Below are 15,621 nucleotides of genomic sequence, written 5' to 3'. Positions count from 1 at the left end.
ATTACCAAAGGTTGAGCAGGGTTCTTTGCCGGCCGGCGCACGGCGTATAATGCCGGGTTTTCGCAGCTGCAGACTTCGATGGCCGACCTCGACAAAGAGCGCGCAAAACGGCGCACCTTCGCGATCATTTCGCACCCCGACGCGGGTAAAACCACGCTGACCGAAAAGCTGTTGTTGTTCGGCGGCGCGATCCAGCTGGCCGGCACCGTCAAAGGCCGCAAGGCGGCACGTCACGCCACGTCCGACTGGATGGAGATGGAGAAGCAACGCGGTATCTCGGTGACCTCTTCGGTCATGCAGTTCCCGTACAAGAATACCGTCGTCAACCTTCTCGATACGCCTGGGCACGAAGACTTCTCTGAAGACACCTACCGCACGCTGACGGCGGTGGATTCGGCGCTGATGGTGATCGACGTCGCCAAGGGCGTCGAGGACCGCACGATCAAGCTGATGGAGGTCTGCCGGCTGCGCGATACGCCGATTCTGACCTTCATCAACAAGCTCGACCGTGAAGGTCGCGATCCGATCGAACTGCTCGACGAGGTCGAAGAGGTGCTGAAGATCCAGTGCGCGCCGATCACCTGGCCGATCGGTATGGGCAAGCGTCTGAAGGGCGTGATCGATCTGCGCGACGAAACCGTGCATTTCTACGATCCGCATCACGGTGGCCGCATCGCCGTGGGCGAGAAAGTAAAGGGACTCGACAACCCGCGGCTGGATGAACTGCTCGGCGATATGGCCGACGAATTGCGCGAAGAGGTCGAACTGGTGCGCGGCGCGAGCCACGAACTCGACCTCGATGCCTACCTGCGTGGCGAGCAGACACCGGTGTTCTTCGGTTCGGCAATCAACAACTTCGGTGTTGAGGAACTGCTCGATGCCTTCGCCGAATATGCCCCGCCGCCCCGCGCGCGCCAGGCCGAGCAGCGTGTCGTCGAGCCGGGCGAAGGCAAGTTCAGCGGATTCGTGTTCAAGATCCAGGCGAACATGGACCCGGCGCATCGCGACCGCGTGGCTTTCCTGCGGGTCTGCTCCGGTAGCTATAAGAAAGGCATGAAGATGCAGCACGTGCGCATCGGCAAGACGGTGCAGGTGTCCAACGCGATCACCTTCCAGGCCGATGAGCGCGCGCATGTCGAGGAGGCCTGGCCGGGTGACATCATCGGTCTGCACAACCACGGTACGATCCAGATCGGCGATACCTTTACCGAGGGCGAAGACCTGAAGTACACCGGTATCCCTTACTTCGCGCCGGAGCTGTTCCGCCGGGTCGTATTGAAGGACCCGATGAAGATGAAGCAGTTGCAGAAAGGGGTGCTTCAGCTCAGTGAGGAAGGTGCTACCCAGGCATTCCGCCCGTTGCGCAACAACGACCTGATTCTGGGTGCCGTCGGCATCCTCCAGTTCGACGTTGCCGCGCATCGCCTGAAGGGGGAATACGGCGTGGATGCCGTGGTCGAGCCCGTCGGGGTGCAGGCGGCGCGCTGGGTTGTCTGCAAAGATGACAAGGAGCTTAAGCGGTTTCGCGAAAAAGCCTACGAAAACCTCGCCGAAGACGGCGACGGCCAGCTTGTCTACCTGGCGCCGACCCGCGTCAATCTCAATCTGACGATGGAACGCTGGCCGGATGTGCAGTTTCTGGCAACGCGGGAACTGTAAAAAAACTAAACGCCTATCGCTTTTTGCGGTTAACTGATTGATTGTTAGGAGATTTTATGGAGACCGAACGCGTCAAGGCGCTGATCGAGGCCGGCATGCCCGGTGCCCAGGTGGAGGTGAACGGTGATGGCCGGCATTTCGAGGCCACGGTGATCAGCAGCGACTTCGAAGGTAAGTCGTTGATTCAGCGTCACCGGATGGTCATGGCGACAGTCAGTGAGCAGATCGCCAGCGACGAGTTGCATGCCCTGAGCATTACCGCGAAGACGCCGGAGCAGGCCGGCTGACCGCTACCTGGGCGAACCGAGGCCGAAAACCGCGGCAATATCAGCCTTTCGGCCAGATGTGCACCGCCGTGACACCGGCCGGGTAGAGCAGATTGCGTTTTACGTATCCACTCACGTCGGCTTGAGTGCCGGATGCCGCAACGATCTTTTGCAGCGCCTGCGGGCTGTACATCCGCGCGCAAGACACGATCCCATCCCAGAAGAACATCAACGGAAAGATCGGCAGCAGATAGGTGAATACCAGCAGCGGCAGCAAATCCTTGCGGCTGACAACAAAGGGGACTGTAAGGATCAGCACGAGCGGGCCGGTCAGCATCGACAGGAAGCCCAGAGGTGTATTGCGCACGTATTCGAGCACCAGCATGGGCTGGTTTTGCGCGATGCTCGATTCCACGACCTTAGCGACCTGCTCGGGCGTGAAGTGGTGGAAGGAGTTGATGAAAATCCGCGGATGCGCCAGTTCGGCCGGGATCGCGGTGGCATCCACCGGCGTCGGGTGATACTCAAAAGGTGATGCCGCGTCACCGTTTATGCGATCGACAAACTCTGCTACTGGATTGATATCGCTCAGAATAAATCGTTTGCCCGACACCTTGTCGTCGGGAATCTCCGAAACCACGAGCGCCAGCGGCTCTCCGCCGCCGGAACCCAGTTCGATAAAGGTATCGCTGTTGCTCTTGTCGATGAAATCGACGGTGGAGGGGATCCAAAGCTTGAAGTACCCGAAGGCTTTATAAAAGAAAATCAGGTATTTACGTAGGTTGACGTGATACCACTCGGGTACCCAGTCGAGATCGCCAAATTCAAAAAGCCTCACGGCAGAGTTCCCGTTGGTGGGTTATCGGAATGTCGTTGACAGCAACGATAGCCTATCAGAGCCAAATTTAGACGTGACGCACGGCAGGCAGATTCCTCAGCGCCAGGGTCAGGCTGGGCTGAATTCATGAATAAGGTAGTTGAAACAGGGTGTTGGTCCACCTGCCAGCCCTTGCTTCGGGGGCTCGGCGGTCGTGCCCATAGCTTGGTCGCGGCCCGATGAAAGGCGTATCCTATTGCATCAGGCCTTACGTGCCTCGACCGACATTGCAAAGGCGCGTTGCAGCACCCAGGTTCGCGTCGCTCGATCACTGTCAGCATTGTTTACAGCCAGGGCATTCCGGGCCTCGAGCAGGGCAGTGAAGCGATACTAAATGGCCAATAAAACAATAACTTAACAAACCTGGCACGATGGCTGCTTTGTTATACGCGAGCCAAGATGGTAGGCACCTTTTTGGACGATCTACTAAAGATTTATGGAGATTAAAATGAAACGATCAGTTCTTGCGGCGGCAGTTCTGGCAATTAGCGGAAGCAGCTACGCTGCTCCCTTCTACCTGGATGTCGGCACGAATTACGACGGTATCAGCGCTCCGGCTGGAGACAAAGTCTGCGATACCTGTACTTCTGTTAAAGACGAACTTCTGTTCACGTACCAGTCTTCGACCACGATCATCGACGCCAACGACGACGATGTTATCGGCGCAGGCGACACGATTATCACCGATGGTGGTTTGGCCGTTGGCGGTATCGCCAACAACCTGGTGACGGGCTTCACTCCGAACCAAACCGCTTTCGGCGAAAGCAACAATGGTCTGAACAACCTCGGTGCAGGCTACTCGATTAGCTTCTCGATCACCGGTTTGGCCGGCGTTGTCACCGGTGTTTCCGGAAGCGGCGTTCCGCTGTTCACCTACGGCCCGGGTTTGATCGAAATGTTCGTAACTTTCGACGGTGGCCCGCTGGTTAACTTCATGGATATCGCCGTTGCCGGCGGTGGCGCTACCGGCGTCAGCACCATCCTCGAAGGTACGGTTGACTTCACCAACACCGATGGTCTTTACAACGACCTGTTCCACTCTGCGCACGCAAGCTGCAATGGCGATGACAGCTTCTTCGCCATCTGGACCAACTGTGGTGAAGGTGCAGGCGAAGCGTTGGCGATCGATTTCTTCGCGAGCTTCGACACCAACATCTTCGTGTCGGACTTCACGCCGGACGATGCGAACAGCCCGAACGTGTTCACCCTGACCTCGAACCACGACGGTAGTGCTACCTTCGCGGTTCCGGAGCCCAGCACTGTGCTGCTGCTTGGCGGCGCTGCAATGCTCGGCGGTCTGGCTCGTCGCAAAAAGAAAGCATAATTTCCGCTGTCGCGGCAAATAACTTTCGTCCAACGGGCGCTCCTAGAGCGCCCGTTTTTTATTGTGCGAAGAGCACGCTGCAAATGCCGCTGCGCACAACGCGAGTTGCAACAGCGGCTCGGCGGATATCTCCTCAGTTGTTCTTCAATAGACGTTTCACGTACCAGAACATAAACCGCTGCATGGGCCCGTTATTGCCGAAAGGTCGCCAGGTCTTGATCATGCGGTTGCGGTAGGCATCGAAATGCAGCCCCCAGGGGGCGTGAATGATCGGGCCACGATTCAACAGCAGTTTGACGGCGTTGCTGCACGCCACGCCGGCAGCGATCTCGATGCCCATGGCAGTCGAAGGTACCTTCTTTTTCAGGAAATTGACCGACGAGCGGTCGACCAGGTAGTGGCGCTGCTGTACCGACGGTGATACCCCGATAACGAACTTGATGATCTGGTCTTCGAACTCAAAACCGTCCAGCTTGAAGTACTGCTCGAAACTCATTTTGCCGGGCAGAAAGATCAGAAATGCGGTACCCATACCCATCGGGGCAGCGGTGATGGTCGGAATGCCCTTGTCGTAGCACGCCTGGAAGACCTTGCGCCGGATATCGAGGGCGAAGATATCCAGGCTATCCATATAGAGATCGCAGTCGGCGAGAAAGTCATCCAGATTCTCGTCCGAGACACCTTGATCGAATATCCGGATATCGCCATCGGGATTGATATCGCGAATGACGTCCCCCATCGTCGTGACTTTCGGCTGCCCGAGCGTCGACATCGACGCGCCGTGCTGGCGGTTGAAGTTCGCCAACTCGAATTCGTCGAGATCCGAAATGTTGAAGTTGCCGATGCCCATGCGGGCCAGTGTCACGAGGTGGCTTCCGCCGACACCTCCCATGCCACCGACAGCGACACGCATGGTCTTCAAGCGTGCCTGTTCTTCACGGGTGACCCAGCCGATGTTGCGTGAGAACGCCACATCGTAGTCAAAGTTGGGCATTGGGCTCTCCCTGGATGGCCTGTTGTGCTCGTTGTTCATTCTAGGACGTGTCCCGGCGTTTGGGGTTAAACTCCAACGTTCGGAATCGAAACGGATTGAAAAATGTCACGATACGTTGTGCTGCTTTTAGTAATGGTTAGTGGTTTGTTGGCCGGTTGCGATCGCGTCACGCCCGACATGTTGGTTACTCGGGCAGAAACGGCATATCTGAACAAAGACTATCGCAAGGCTGTGATCGACCTCAAAGCAGCGTTGAGCGAAGACGGTAACAACGCACGCGCCCGCTGGTTGCTCGGCGAGGTCTACCTGATCATAGGTGATGGCCCGTCCGCTGAAAAAGAATTCCGTCATGCCGGCACTCTTGGCGTAGGGGATGAAAGCGTCATGCCCGCCTTGATGCGCGCGCTGCTGGCGCAAGAAAAGTACGACGAGATCGTCACTACCGAGGTCGCGCCCGGCATGCCGCCGAAGGCGACCGCCGAGATTGCGGCCCTGCAGGCGCTGGCGTACCTGGAAAACAATCAGCTTGAAGAGGCCAAGCAATCGTATGCCAAGGCTGTTGCCAATGCGCCGGAGCTGCCCGACGTACGTTTTGCACAGGCAAAGATTCTGACGGCCGAGAACCAGCGCGATCAGGCGATGGCGATCGTCGACGAGATCACCAAGCAGTCTCCGGATTATGTCCCTGCGTGGGTGCTGCTGGGTGATTTGTTGGGCCGCAACCATAAATTCGCCGAAGCTGAGGCAGCGTATTCAAAGGCGCTCGCGAATCAGGTAAACCCACGCAACGAACTCGTCAAACGGGCCTTCGCGCGCTTGGCGCAGAGCAAATTGGAAGAGGCAGGTCAGGACGCCGACGTGTTGATCAAGACCTCTCCCAAGTACCAGCCGGGCTTTTACTTGTCGGGCCTGGTGGCGTTTCAACAGGGTCAGCTCGAGCAGGCCGGTGAGCATCTCGAACGGGCCGTTGAACTGTCGCCCAACCATCTCCAGTCGGTCTTCCTGTTGGGCGTTGTCGAGACGCGGATGGATCACGCCAACCAGGCGCAACGCAATCTCGAGCAAGTCGTCCATATGCAGCCGGGTTTTGCACCTGCCCGCAAACTACTGGCGTATTGGTATCTGCGCGACAAGAAAGCGCGCGAAGTCGAAAGTCTCGTCCGTCCCATCGTCGCCGCTCGTCCGAAAGACCTGGAGGCAAAGAACCTTCTGGCGAGCGCATTGGTGCTGAGAGGCCGTTCCGAGGAAGCGGCGAGACTGCTGCTGGAGATTGCACAATCGGAAGAAAAGTCGCCCGAAGCGCAATTGCGTGCCGGCATCGGCATGATGTCCGCCGGCGATGCAGAAACCGGTCTGTCCTTGATGAAGAAGGCAGCCGACCTGGCGCCTCAGGACGAAGTCACGGCTACCGCATTGATCTCGGCCTACATCGAACAAAAAACGGGCAACGAGGCGTTGGCAATCGCCGAACGCTATCTGGCGCAAAAGCCAAACGATCATGCGGCTATGAACCTGATGGCTGCCACGCACTATGCGACCGGCGACCAGGCGCAGGCTGTCGCAGGCTACAAGGAGGTCTTGCAGAAGGATCCGGCCAACCTCAAAGCGCTGCAGATGCTGGCGACAATCGCCTTGCAGGATGAAGACTATGGCGGCGCGCTGGCGTACGCCAAACAAGGACTCGAAGCCCATCCGGGAGACGTTGACTTGTTGCTGGTCCGTGCTCAGGTTGCGGCCAAGAACGGCAATGATGCCGAGGTTGAATCGACTTTGCGCAAAGCTGTGGAAGACAATCCCAGTGCACCCCTGCCCAGGGCTAATCTAGCGCGCATCTATATGTTGCGGGGTGAAAACCAAAAAGCACTGGAATTGCTTTCCGACCCGGCGATGGACGCCCATGTCGAACTGGTGCGCATGCGCGGTGAGGTCAACTATCGCCTCCAGCGCTTTGACGAAGCGCAAACGGATTTTGAGGCTGTCGCTGCAAAGTCGCCCGAAGACATCGATCTCTACCGCATGTTGGCCCTCATATACGATGCCCAGCAAGATCAGGCCGGGTTACGTCGGGTACTGGACGCCATGATGCGCCTGCAGCCGGATGATGATCAGGCTTTTCTGGCCAAAGCCAGGCTGTTGGTTCTATCCGGCGATACCGTGGGTGCCGAGCGTCTGCTGGCTACCCGCGAAAATCTCGATCAATCGTCGCCACTGGTGCTGGCGACCCGTTATGCCATAGCAAGACGTAGCAAGGATGTTGAAGCTGAAGTCAGCTACGCAAAGCAGATGTTCGATCAGAATCCCATTGCCTATCACGCGGCTTTGTTGAACCGATCTTATCTGCGTGCCGGAGACGCCGAATCGGCCAAGCAGGTGCTTGTGTCTTGGCTCGATGGCCATCCGAGCGACGTCAAACTGCGCGTCGAACTGGCCAACCTTCTGCTGCAGAAGAACGAGATCCAGCAGGCTGTCGCCCATCTGCGCAAGGTGCTGGAGGTTGACGAAGCCAACCTGTTCGCGCTCAACAACCTGGCATGGATACTGACCGACCAGTCGCCGACAGAGGCACTGGGATATGCGAAGAAGGCCTACGAACTCGAGCCGGAGTCAGCCCCGGTTATGGATACCTTGGCCTTGGCCTACGCCCAGAACGATGATCGCCAGAACGCCCTGCGCATGATCGCCAGGGCGGTCGACCGGGCGCCGGACGATCCCACCTATCGCCTGCACCGCGCACAGATACGCTTTCAGTATGGCGATGTTCCGGGTGCCCGTTCGGACGTCGACGGCGTGTTGCGGCAGCGCAACCTCGCTGACTCGCTCAGGGCCGAAGCGAGTACTTTGCAGCAGCAGATCGAACAGGCGTCGAACTGACGATCGAGTAAACGGTTACGGTGTCGTGGTCGACGGGGTTTAGACTTCTAGCTGCATATCGTCGGCGATAGCAAACAGCAGTCTGCGCAGCGGTCGGCTCAGATAGCGCATCAGCGCTTTGCGCGAGATGTAGTAGGGCGCCCTCAGGCCGCGAAAGCTGATCGGCTCACCCACCTGCTCGAAGCGGATGCCGGCAAACCGTAGGTGTCGGGCCAGACGCGGTTCCATCATTGCGTAGACGCCTTCGGCACCTGCGGCCAGACCGACCGCCGAAGCCCCGAGGTACAGCCCCAGTGCAATGTGCGGGAATCGGCGTCGTTCGGTCTGCGTCCATTCGAACAATTGTTCACCCTGGCCTTCCGGGTCGAGCTGTTCTGAGGCACGCCGGCGGAACTCGCTATGGAGCGCCAGCCGCGAGATCTCTCCATAACTACCGACGCTCAGGCGGTCCGGCCGGAACGGCCCGTCGAACAAGGTGTCTCCGCAGTGTTCGACCATCGGGACCGGCGGGCGGTTGGGCGGCGACCGGTCCGTCATCACCATGCGCACGGTACCGGCGTACACCCCCGTTCTTTTGTGTTTGAGCAGGCAGTGCCGCGAGCAATCGTCATAGATGTCTTTTTCGAGCCCGTCGGGGAAACTGTTTGGATCTTCCCAACCAAGTTCGCGGCAATACACCTCATAACGCAACTTATAAACTTCTTTGCGTAATTCGTCGGTATCTGCCATGGTTATGGAAAAATACTCGCGGTAAGGCGAGACAAGATCCATCCTGGCAAGATTCCACAGCTTGGCGAGTTTTGGGATAGGATTCGCTAAATGCACTGAAATTAGACTTACAATAAAACTGCGTTTATTCCCTTTATAACGGACTTGAGGGCATGAACTTGAGTGCCGAGCCACGACGACAACAATTACGTGCGGAGCTATTTGAATGTTCGATGAGACGTTTCGCGTCTGCTTTGCGGATACCGCGTTCGGCGTGGCGTTGCATCAAAGGATTCGATATCAAGTCTTCTGCCTCGATAAGGGATTCGAAGACCCCGAGGCTTTTTCGGCGGCGCGCGAAACTGATGCCTGGGATGACCACTCGGCGCACTTCATCGTTCAGGACAAGAGTTCGCAGCAGTGGGTGGCGGCGACGCGGCTGGTGTTACCGCGACCTGATAGTCCCTTGCCCGTTGACAGTCTGGGCGCATTCGACCGGCACCTCCTTGATGATCCCAATACCAAGGTAGGCGAGATCTCGCGGTTTTGCATCATCAACAACCGTTCCCAGGTTGAAGTAAACGATTACCTTGAACCGGAACCGGACTCGTTGGATGCGTGGGGTATCGGAGCGATAGGCCGCCGCCAGCAGTTCGAGGTTACGCTGGGGATGATCCGCGCCGCCGGAATCTACGCCCTCAAGCGTGGCATCAATTACTGCATCATGCTGATCACCGATGCCTTCGCCCGCATGCTGCGTACCTTGGGTATCAAACTGAAGCAGGCGGGGCCGCCGACCGAGCACCGCGGCATGCGCACCGCCTATCTCGTCGATATGCGTGAAAGCGTGGTGCTGATGGCGCAGAAATCCACGGCAGTGAAGCGCTTCTTCCGCCGCTCCAAGCACGCCTACGTGCGCATCTCGTCAGTGGCCATGGACGATACGGTCGACTGCGTCAGCGAATACACGCCCGATCACTCGCTGTTCAATGAAACGATCTTCCGCGAATCGGTGCTGCTGCCCGCCGAGTCCGATTCGGACCTGCAGCCCAATCTCAATCTGAAGAAAGACAAGACTAACCCGCCTTTGTCAGTTCCTCGATCCTGATCCGCCATTCGGCCGGCCCGGTGTTGTGCACCGATTCACCGCTGCTGTCGACGGCGACAGTCACCGGCATATCGACCACGTCGAACTCGTAGATTGCTTCCATGCCGAGGTCTTCGAACGCAATGACCTTGGCCGAGCGAATCGCCTGTGACACCAGGTAGGCTGCGCCGCCAACCGCCATCAGATAGGCGGCCTTGTGCTTCTTGATCGCCTCGATCGCTACCGGGCCACGTTCGGCCTTGCCGACCATGCCGATCAATCCGGTCTTGGCGAGCATCATCTCGGTGAACTTGTCCATGCGTGTCGCCGTGGTCGGGCCGGCAGGACCGACCGCCTCGTTACGCACCGGATCGACCGGACCGACGTAATAGATCAGTCGATTGGTGAAGTCGACGCCGTCCGGCAAACCTTGGCCGCTATCTAACAGTTCCTGGATACGCTTGTGGGCGGCGTCGCGGCCGGTCAGCAGTTTGCCGTTGAGCAGCAGCCGGTCACCCGGCGCCCAACTACGCACCTCGTCGGCCGTCAGAGTGTCGAGGTTCACGCGTTTGGACTGTTCGCTGATCTCCCAGGTGACGTCCGGCCAGTCTTCGAGGCGTGGCGGCGTCAGCACAGCCGGGCCGCTGCCGTCGAGGTGAAACTCGACGTGGCGCGTGGCGGCACAGTTCGGGATCATGCCGATCGGCAGTGATGCGGCGTGGGTAGGGTATTCGGCGATCTTGATGTCGACCACCGTGGTCAGCCCGCCCAGGCCCTGCGCACCGATGCCCAGCGCATTGACCTTGTCGAAGATCTCGACGCGCAGTTCCTCGGTCGGGGTTTGCGGTCCGCGGGCCTTCAGTTCGTCCATGTCGATTGGTGCCATCAGCGACTCTTTTGCCAGCAGCATGGCCTTCTCGGCAGTGCCGCCGATGCCGATGCCGAGCACGCCGGGCGGACACCAGCCGGCGCCCATGGTCGGGAGCGTTTTGACCACCCAGTCGACCAGGCTGTCGCTCGGATTGAGAATCGTGAACTTCGACTTGTTTTCCGAGCCGCCACCCTTGGCGGCCAACGCGATGTCGACGCGGTCGCCGGGGACCAAATCGGTGTAGATGATCGCCGGCGTGTTGTCGCGGGTGTTCTTACGCGCGCCGATTGGCGGATCGACCATCGATGCACGCAGCTTGTTGTCGGGATGCAGGTAGGCACGACGCACGCCCTCGTTGATCATGTCGTTGAGGCTCATGTCGCCTTCGAAACGCACGTTCATACCCACCTTCAGAAAGGCGACCACGGCGCCCGTATCCTGACAAATCGGCCGGTGCCCTTCGGCGCACATGCGCGAGTTGGTCAGGATCTGCGCGAGTGCATCCTTGGCAGCCGGCGACTGCTCGCGATCATAGGCGCGACCCACTGCCTGGATATAGTCGAGCGGGTGGTAGTAAGAGATGAATTGCAGCGCATCGGCGACGCTCTGAATCAGGTCTTCCTGCTTGATCGTGGTCATAGGAGTCAACTCGTTGGTTTGCGTTCTACAACAGAAACGGGCGGGAGCAGGGTGCTCGCCGCCCGTTTGTTACCGGTCCATGCGCCGTGGCGATCAGACCTGCAGCAGCATGCGAGCGGGGTCTTCCATGCAGTTCTTGATCGTGACCAGGAACTGCACCGCCTCGCGGCCATCGATGATGCGGTGATCGTATGACAACGCCAGGTACATCATCGGACGGATGACGATCTCGCCGTTCTCGACCACCGGCCGGTCGACGATGTTGTGCATGCCGAGGATGGCGCTCTGCGGCGGATTGAGGATCGGCGTCGACAACATCGAACCGAACACCCCGCCGTTGGAAATCGTGAAGGTACCACCGGTCAGTTCATCGTAGCTCAGGCTGCCGTCTTTAGCCTTCTGGCCGAACGCCTTGATCGTACCTTCGATCTCGGCAAACGACATCTGATCAGCGTTGCGCAGGATGGGTACGACCAGGCCGCGCGGTGACCCGACGGCGACGCCGATATCGAAGTAGTTGTGGTACACGATATCGTTGCCGTCGACCGACGCGTTGACGACCGGGAACTTCTTAAGCGCCTCTACAGCTGCGCGCACAAAGAACGACATGAAGCCGAGGCGCACATCGTGGGCCTTCTCGAATGCGTCTTTGTGCTTGGCGCGCAGGTCCATTGCCTCTTTGAGGTTGACCTCGTTGAAGGTTGTCAGGATCGCCGCATTCTGCTGTGCTTCGAGCAGGCGTTCGGCGATGCGCGAACGCAGACGCGTCATGGGTACGCGCTTTTCCTGGCGCAGCCCGGCATCCTGTTCGCCACTGCTGGGTACCGATGCCCTGACGTCTGCGTCGTCCTCGGTCTGCTGCGCGCTGTCGAGGAAGGCCATGACGTCCGATTTCAGGATGCGTCCGTTCTTGCCGGTGCCCTTGATCTTGCTGGCATCGACGTTCAGTTCCTTGACCAGGCGGCGCACCGCCGGCGTCAGCACTTGGTCGCCGGCATCTTCACCGGCGGACGCTGCAGGCGAAGCTGCTGCCGGTGCAGGTTCTGCTGCTGCGGCAGTCTCTTCGACCTTGTCAGGCGATGTCGGCGGCTCGGTGACCGGCTCAACCGCTGCTTCGGCGCCGGCCTCGACGATCGCCAACAGTTCATCGGCAGTCACTACGGCGCCTTCGTCGACCTTGGCCTCACGCAATACGCCGGCTACCGGCGACGGGACTTCGAGTACGACCTTGTCGGTTTCCAGGTCGACGAGGTTTTCATCGCGTGCGATGGCCTCGCCGGGTTTTTTGTGCCAGGTAAGTACCGTCGCATCGCTGACGGATTCCGGCAATGTAGGTACACGTACTTCGGTCGACATATTCAGCCCCTTCGGTTCATTTTCGGATCGCGGCGCCCGGTCAGCGCATCGTCCACGAGTTTCTCTTGCTCTTCTTGGTGCACCTGGAAGTAACCGGTTGCCGGTGCAGCGGCAGACGGCCTGCCGACATAGATCAGTTCACGTTTGCCATTGTGCAGCGTATGGAAACGGTGCTTGATCTGATCCCATGCACCTTGGTTTTGCGGTTCTTCCTGACACCAGACAAACAACTTGGCGTTGGGATAACGTGCCACCATGGCCTCGAAGTCATCCCGCGGAAATGGATACAACTGCTCGACGCGAACCAGCGCAACGTGGTTCAGTTCACGCGTGCGGCGTGCCTGCAGCAAGTCGTAGTACACCTTGCCGGTACACAGCACTACCTGCGTAATCTGGCTTTCGTCGATCGGATCGATTTCGTCGATCACGTTTTCGAAGCGACCATGGGTCAACGAATCGAGCGATGAGGTTGCCAATGGATGACGCAGCAGGCTCTTCGGCGTCATCACTATCAGCGGATGACGGAACGGTCGCAGCATCTGGCGGCGTAGCAGGTGATAGATCTGCGCCGGCGTCGTCGGTACGCACACCTGGATGTTGTGCTCGGCGCACAATTGCATGTAGCGCTCGAGGCGGGCAGAGGAGTGTTCCGGCCCCTGGCCTTCATAGCCGTGCGGCAACAACATCACCAGCCCGCAGTAAAGGCCCCACTTGGCGCCGGCCGACGTGATGAACTGATCGATCACTACCTGGGCACCATTGGCGAAATCGCCGAACTGGCCTTCCCAGATCGTCAGCGCCTTCGGGTCGGCTGTGGCGTAGCCGTATTCGTAGGCAAGCACTGCTTCTTCGGACAGCACCGAGTCGATCACGGTGAAGTTCGGCTGACCTTTGTGTAGGTGGCGCAGCGGTATATAGCTGGCGCCGGTGTCCTGGTTACGCAGCATCGCGTGGCGATGGAAGAAGGTGCCGCGACGGCAGTCTTGTCCGGAGATACGAATCGGCACGCCCTGGTCGAGCAGCGTGGCGTAGGCCATGTTTTCGGCGAAACCCCAGTCGGCGAGCTTGTCGCCTTGTGCCATCAAGCGACGGTCTTCCATGATGCGTTTGACCCGCGGGTGCAGGTTGAAATCACCTGGCGGGGTGACGATCTGGCCGGCGAGCGCCTCGAAGCGTTCGGCATCGAATCCGGTATCGGCCGGATCCGTCCAACGTACGCCACGATACTTCGTCCAGTCGACGTGCAACGGGTTGTCGACCCTACACACCGTTGGGCGGCCAACGCAGTGACCGCGCTCGAACTCGGCGCGAATGTCTTCGACGTATTTCTGAGCTTCTGCCGGCGTGACCAGTTGGTCGGCGATCAGCTGATCGGCATAGGCTGCGCGCGTCGGCTGATGGTTGCGGATCTTCTGATACATCATCGGCTGCGTAACCGCCGGTTCGTCGGCCTCGTTGTGGCCGTGGCGACGGTACGAAATCAGGTCAATCACGACATCCTTGCGGAACCGGTTGCGGTAGTCGATCGCCATCCGGGTGACGAAGATAACCGCTTCCGGGTCATCGCCGTTCACATGGAAGATCGGTGCCTGAACCATCTTCGCCACGTCGGTGCAGTACGCGGTCGAGCGGCTGTCCAGCGTGTTGCTGGTGGTGAAACCGATCTGGTTGTTGATCACGATGTGCACGGTGCCGCCGACCGTATAGCCACGCGCCTGCGACATGTTGAACATTTCCATGTTCACGCCCTGTCCGGCGAAGGCCGCATCACCATGCAGGATGATCGGCAATACCTGTTCGCCTTTGCGGTCGCGCCGGCGTTGCTGGCGTGCGCGTACCGAGCCGTGGATAACCGGGCTGATGATCTCCAGGTGCGAGGGGTTGAAGCCGAGCGTGATGTGCACCAGGCCTCCGGGGGTGTCGACGTCGTTTGAGAAACCTTTGTGGTACTTCACGTCGCCCGACGACAGGATGCCTTCATCGATCGCCTGACGGCGCCCCTCGAACTCATCGAATATCTGCGCCGGCGGTTTGCCGATGATATTCGTCAGTACATTGAGGCGGCCGCGGTGCGCCATGCCGATCACGACTTCACGCGATCCGTCGCGGCCGGCGCGCTGAATCAGCTCGTCGAGCATCGGGATCAGAGACTCGCTGCCCTCAAGAGAGAAGCGCTTCTGGCCGACATAACGGGCATGCATGAACTTTTCGATGCCTTCCGCCGCGGTCAGCAGGTGCAGAATCCAGCGGCGCTGGTCGTCGTCCAGCTCCGGTTTGACACGGTAGAACTCGAGCCGCTGTTGAATCCAGCGTTTCTCTTCCGTGTTGGTGATATGCATGTACTCGGAACCAACGTTGCCGGTATAGGCTTCGCGCACCAGGTCGAGAATGTCTTTCAGCGGCAGCTGGTCGGGGGCGAACAGTGAACCGGTGTTGAACACCGCGTCCATGTCGTCTTGCGCGAGCCCGTAGTACGAGGGCTGCAGGTCGGGTAGCGGGAAGTTCTGTTTGAGATTCAGGGGGTCGAGGTTGGCATTCTGGTGGCCGCGTACGCGGTAGGCGTTGATCAGCCGCAGCACCTTGGCCTGGCGTTCGGCGGCAGCCGCAGATAGCCCGCTGCTGCACGGCATACGCGATTTGGCGTCGGTGGCCAGTTGAAGGAAGTCTTCCTGGACCCGACGGTGCGAGAAATCGGGCGTATCCCCGCCGTTGACCGGGGGCAGCTTCTCGAATGTTTTGCGCCAGTTTTCAGGAACACTGTTCGGATCTTCGAGGAACGCTTCGAACAGATCTTCGATAAAAGGCGCATTGGCGCCGTAAAACGCAGACGAGCGGCGTAGACGGTCGAGAAACTCGGACATTTTAGGACGACCACCCAAAGTTGTGGCAAAAAAGCGAAAATTCCCGGGTGACCGGGAGGTTACAAGGAGTCTAGCACAGCGATTTTCCGCCAATAGGTCGATAAATTT

11 protein-coding genes are annotated in these 15,621 nt (G+C 59.0%); 5 read left to right on the top strand and 6 right to left on the bottom strand.

Annotation, left to right across the window (positions count from 1 at the left end; translation table 11 throughout):
* Positions 1-78: 78 nt before the first annotated feature.
* Complete coding sequence (locus tag B1781_RS16710; protein WP_078120748.1) at positions 79-1,659, top strand: peptide chain release factor 3; 1,581 nt, start codon at positions 79-81, stop codon at positions 1,657-1,659.
* A 56-nt stretch (positions 1,660-1,715) separates the two neighbouring features.
* On the top strand, positions 1,716-1,946 hold the full coding sequence (locus tag B1781_RS16705) for a BolA family protein (protein WP_078120747.1): 231 nt from the start codon (positions 1,716-1,718) through the stop codon (positions 1,944-1,946).
* Between the two features lie 40 nt (positions 1,947-1,986).
* On the opposite strand, the gene B1781_RS16700 is transcribed toward B1781_RS16705, so the two are convergent.
* A complete protein-coding gene (locus B1781_RS16700) occupies positions 1,987-2,763 on the bottom strand; it encodes a hypothetical protein (RefSeq protein WP_078120746.1) in 777 nt (258 codons plus the stop codon).
* A 487-nt stretch (positions 2,764-3,250) separates the two neighbouring features.
* Between B1781_RS16700 and B1781_RS16695 the strand changes: the two genes are divergently transcribed.
* Positions 3,251-4,126, top strand: coding sequence for a PEP-CTERM sorting domain-containing protein (locus tag B1781_RS16695; RefSeq protein ID WP_164513434.1), 876 nt, complete (start codon positions 3,251-3,253; stop codon positions 4,124-4,126).
* A 133-nt stretch (positions 4,127-4,259) separates the two neighbouring features.
* Here the strand turns inward: B1781_RS16695 and B1781_RS16690 are convergent, their stop codons facing one another.
* On the bottom strand, positions 4,260-5,120 hold the full coding sequence (locus tag B1781_RS16690) for a ThiF family adenylyltransferase (RefSeq protein WP_078120744.1): 861 nt from the start codon (positions 5,118-5,120) through the stop codon (positions 4,260-4,262).
* A gap of 102 nt (positions 5,121-5,222) precedes the next feature.
* Here B1781_RS16690 and prsT point away from each other — a divergent pair, with 102 nt between their 5' ends.
* Entirely contained in the window at positions 5,223-7,991 is a 2,769-nt protein-coding gene (gene prsT / locus B1781_RS16685) for an XrtA/PEP-CTERM system TPR-repeat protein PrsT (RefSeq protein WP_078120743.1), read from the top strand.
* Positions 7,992-8,030: 39 nt separating this feature from the next.
* Here the strand turns inward: prsT and B1781_RS16680 are convergent, their stop codons facing one another.
* Complete coding sequence (locus B1781_RS16680) at positions 8,031-8,762, bottom strand: PEP-CTERM/exosortase system-associated acyltransferase (RefSeq protein ID WP_078120742.1); 732 nt, start codon at positions 8,760-8,762, stop codon at positions 8,031-8,033.
* Between the two features lie 163 nt (positions 8,763-8,925).
* Here B1781_RS16680 and B1781_RS16675 point away from each other — a divergent pair, with 163 nt between their 5' ends.
* Positions 8,926-9,807: a PEP-CTERM/exosortase system-associated acyltransferase gene (locus B1781_RS16675; protein ID WP_078120741.1), complete on the top strand. Its 882-nt coding sequence runs from the start codon at positions 8,926-8,928 to the stop codon at positions 9,805-9,807.
* Here the strand turns inward: B1781_RS16675 and B1781_RS16670 are convergent.
* The 3 genes from B1781_RS16670 to B1781_RS16660 all read right to left on the bottom strand — a co-directional run bounded on the left by B1781_RS16670 (position 9,776) and on the right by B1781_RS16660 (position 15,513).
* Positions 9,776-11,296, bottom strand: coding sequence for a fumarate hydratase (locus B1781_RS16670; protein ID WP_078120740.1), 1,521 nt, complete (start codon positions 11,294-11,296; stop codon positions 9,776-9,778). The genes B1781_RS16675 and B1781_RS16670 overlap by 32 nt on opposite strands.
* A 93-nt stretch (positions 11,297-11,389) precedes the next feature.
* Positions 11,390-12,652, bottom strand: a complete 1,263-nt coding sequence (gene odhB, locus B1781_RS16665; RefSeq protein WP_078120739.1) for a 2-oxoglutarate dehydrogenase complex dihydrolipoyllysine-residue succinyltransferase — start codon at positions 12,650-12,652, stop codon at positions 11,390-11,392.
* A gap of 2 nt (positions 12,653-12,654) precedes the next feature.
* A complete protein-coding gene (locus tag B1781_RS16660) occupies positions 12,655-15,513 on the bottom strand; it encodes a 2-oxoglutarate dehydrogenase E1 component (RefSeq protein WP_078120738.1) in 2,859 nt (952 codons plus the stop codon).
* Positions 15,514-15,621: the final 108 nt, after the last annotated feature.

This window comes from Thiosocius teredinicola (genome assembly GCF_002009425.1).
GTDB classification, from domain to species: Bacteria; Pseudomonadota; Gammaproteobacteria; order Chromatiales; family Chromatiaceae; genus Thiosocius; species Thiosocius teredinicola.
Note: the sequence above shows the minus strand (reverse complement) of the source record. Positions and strands in the feature narration are given on the sequence as shown.

Coding starts and splice junctions, on each gene's coding strand:
- B1781_RS16710 (WP_078120748.1), top strand. CDS start 79: ATGGCCGACCTCGACAAAGAGCGCGCAAAACGGCGCACCTTCGCGATC.
- B1781_RS16705 (WP_078120747.1), top strand. CDS start 1,716: ATGGAGACCGAACGCGTCAAGGCGCTGATCGAGGCCGGCATGCCCGGT.
- B1781_RS16670 (WP_078120740.1), bottom strand. CDS start 11,296: ATGACCACGATCAAGCAGGAAGACCTGATTCAGAGCGTCGCCGATGCG.
- B1781_RS16695 (WP_164513434.1), top strand. CDS start 3,251: ATGAAACGATCAGTTCTTGCGGCGGCAGTTCTGGCAATTAGCGGAAGC.
- odhB (WP_078120739.1), bottom strand. CDS start 12,652: ATGTCGACCGAAGTACGTGTACCTACATTGCCGGAATCCGTCAGCGAT.
- B1781_RS16680 (WP_078120742.1), bottom strand. CDS start 8,762: ATGGATCTTGTCTCGCCTTACCGCGAGTATTTTTCCATAACCATGGCA.
- B1781_RS16690 (WP_078120744.1), bottom strand. CDS start 5,120: ATGCCCAACTTTGACTACGATGTGGCGTTCTCACGCAACATCGGCTGG.
- B1781_RS16660 (WP_078120738.1), bottom strand. CDS start 15,513: ATGTCCGAGTTTCTCGACCGTCTACGCCGCTCGTCTGCGTTTTACGGC.
- prsT (WP_078120743.1), top strand. CDS start 5,223: ATGTCACGATACGTTGTGCTGCTTTTAGTAATGGTTAGTGGTTTGTTG.
- B1781_RS16675 (WP_078120741.1), top strand. CDS start 8,926: ATGTTCGATGAGACGTTTCGCGTCTGCTTTGCGGATACCGCGTTCGGC.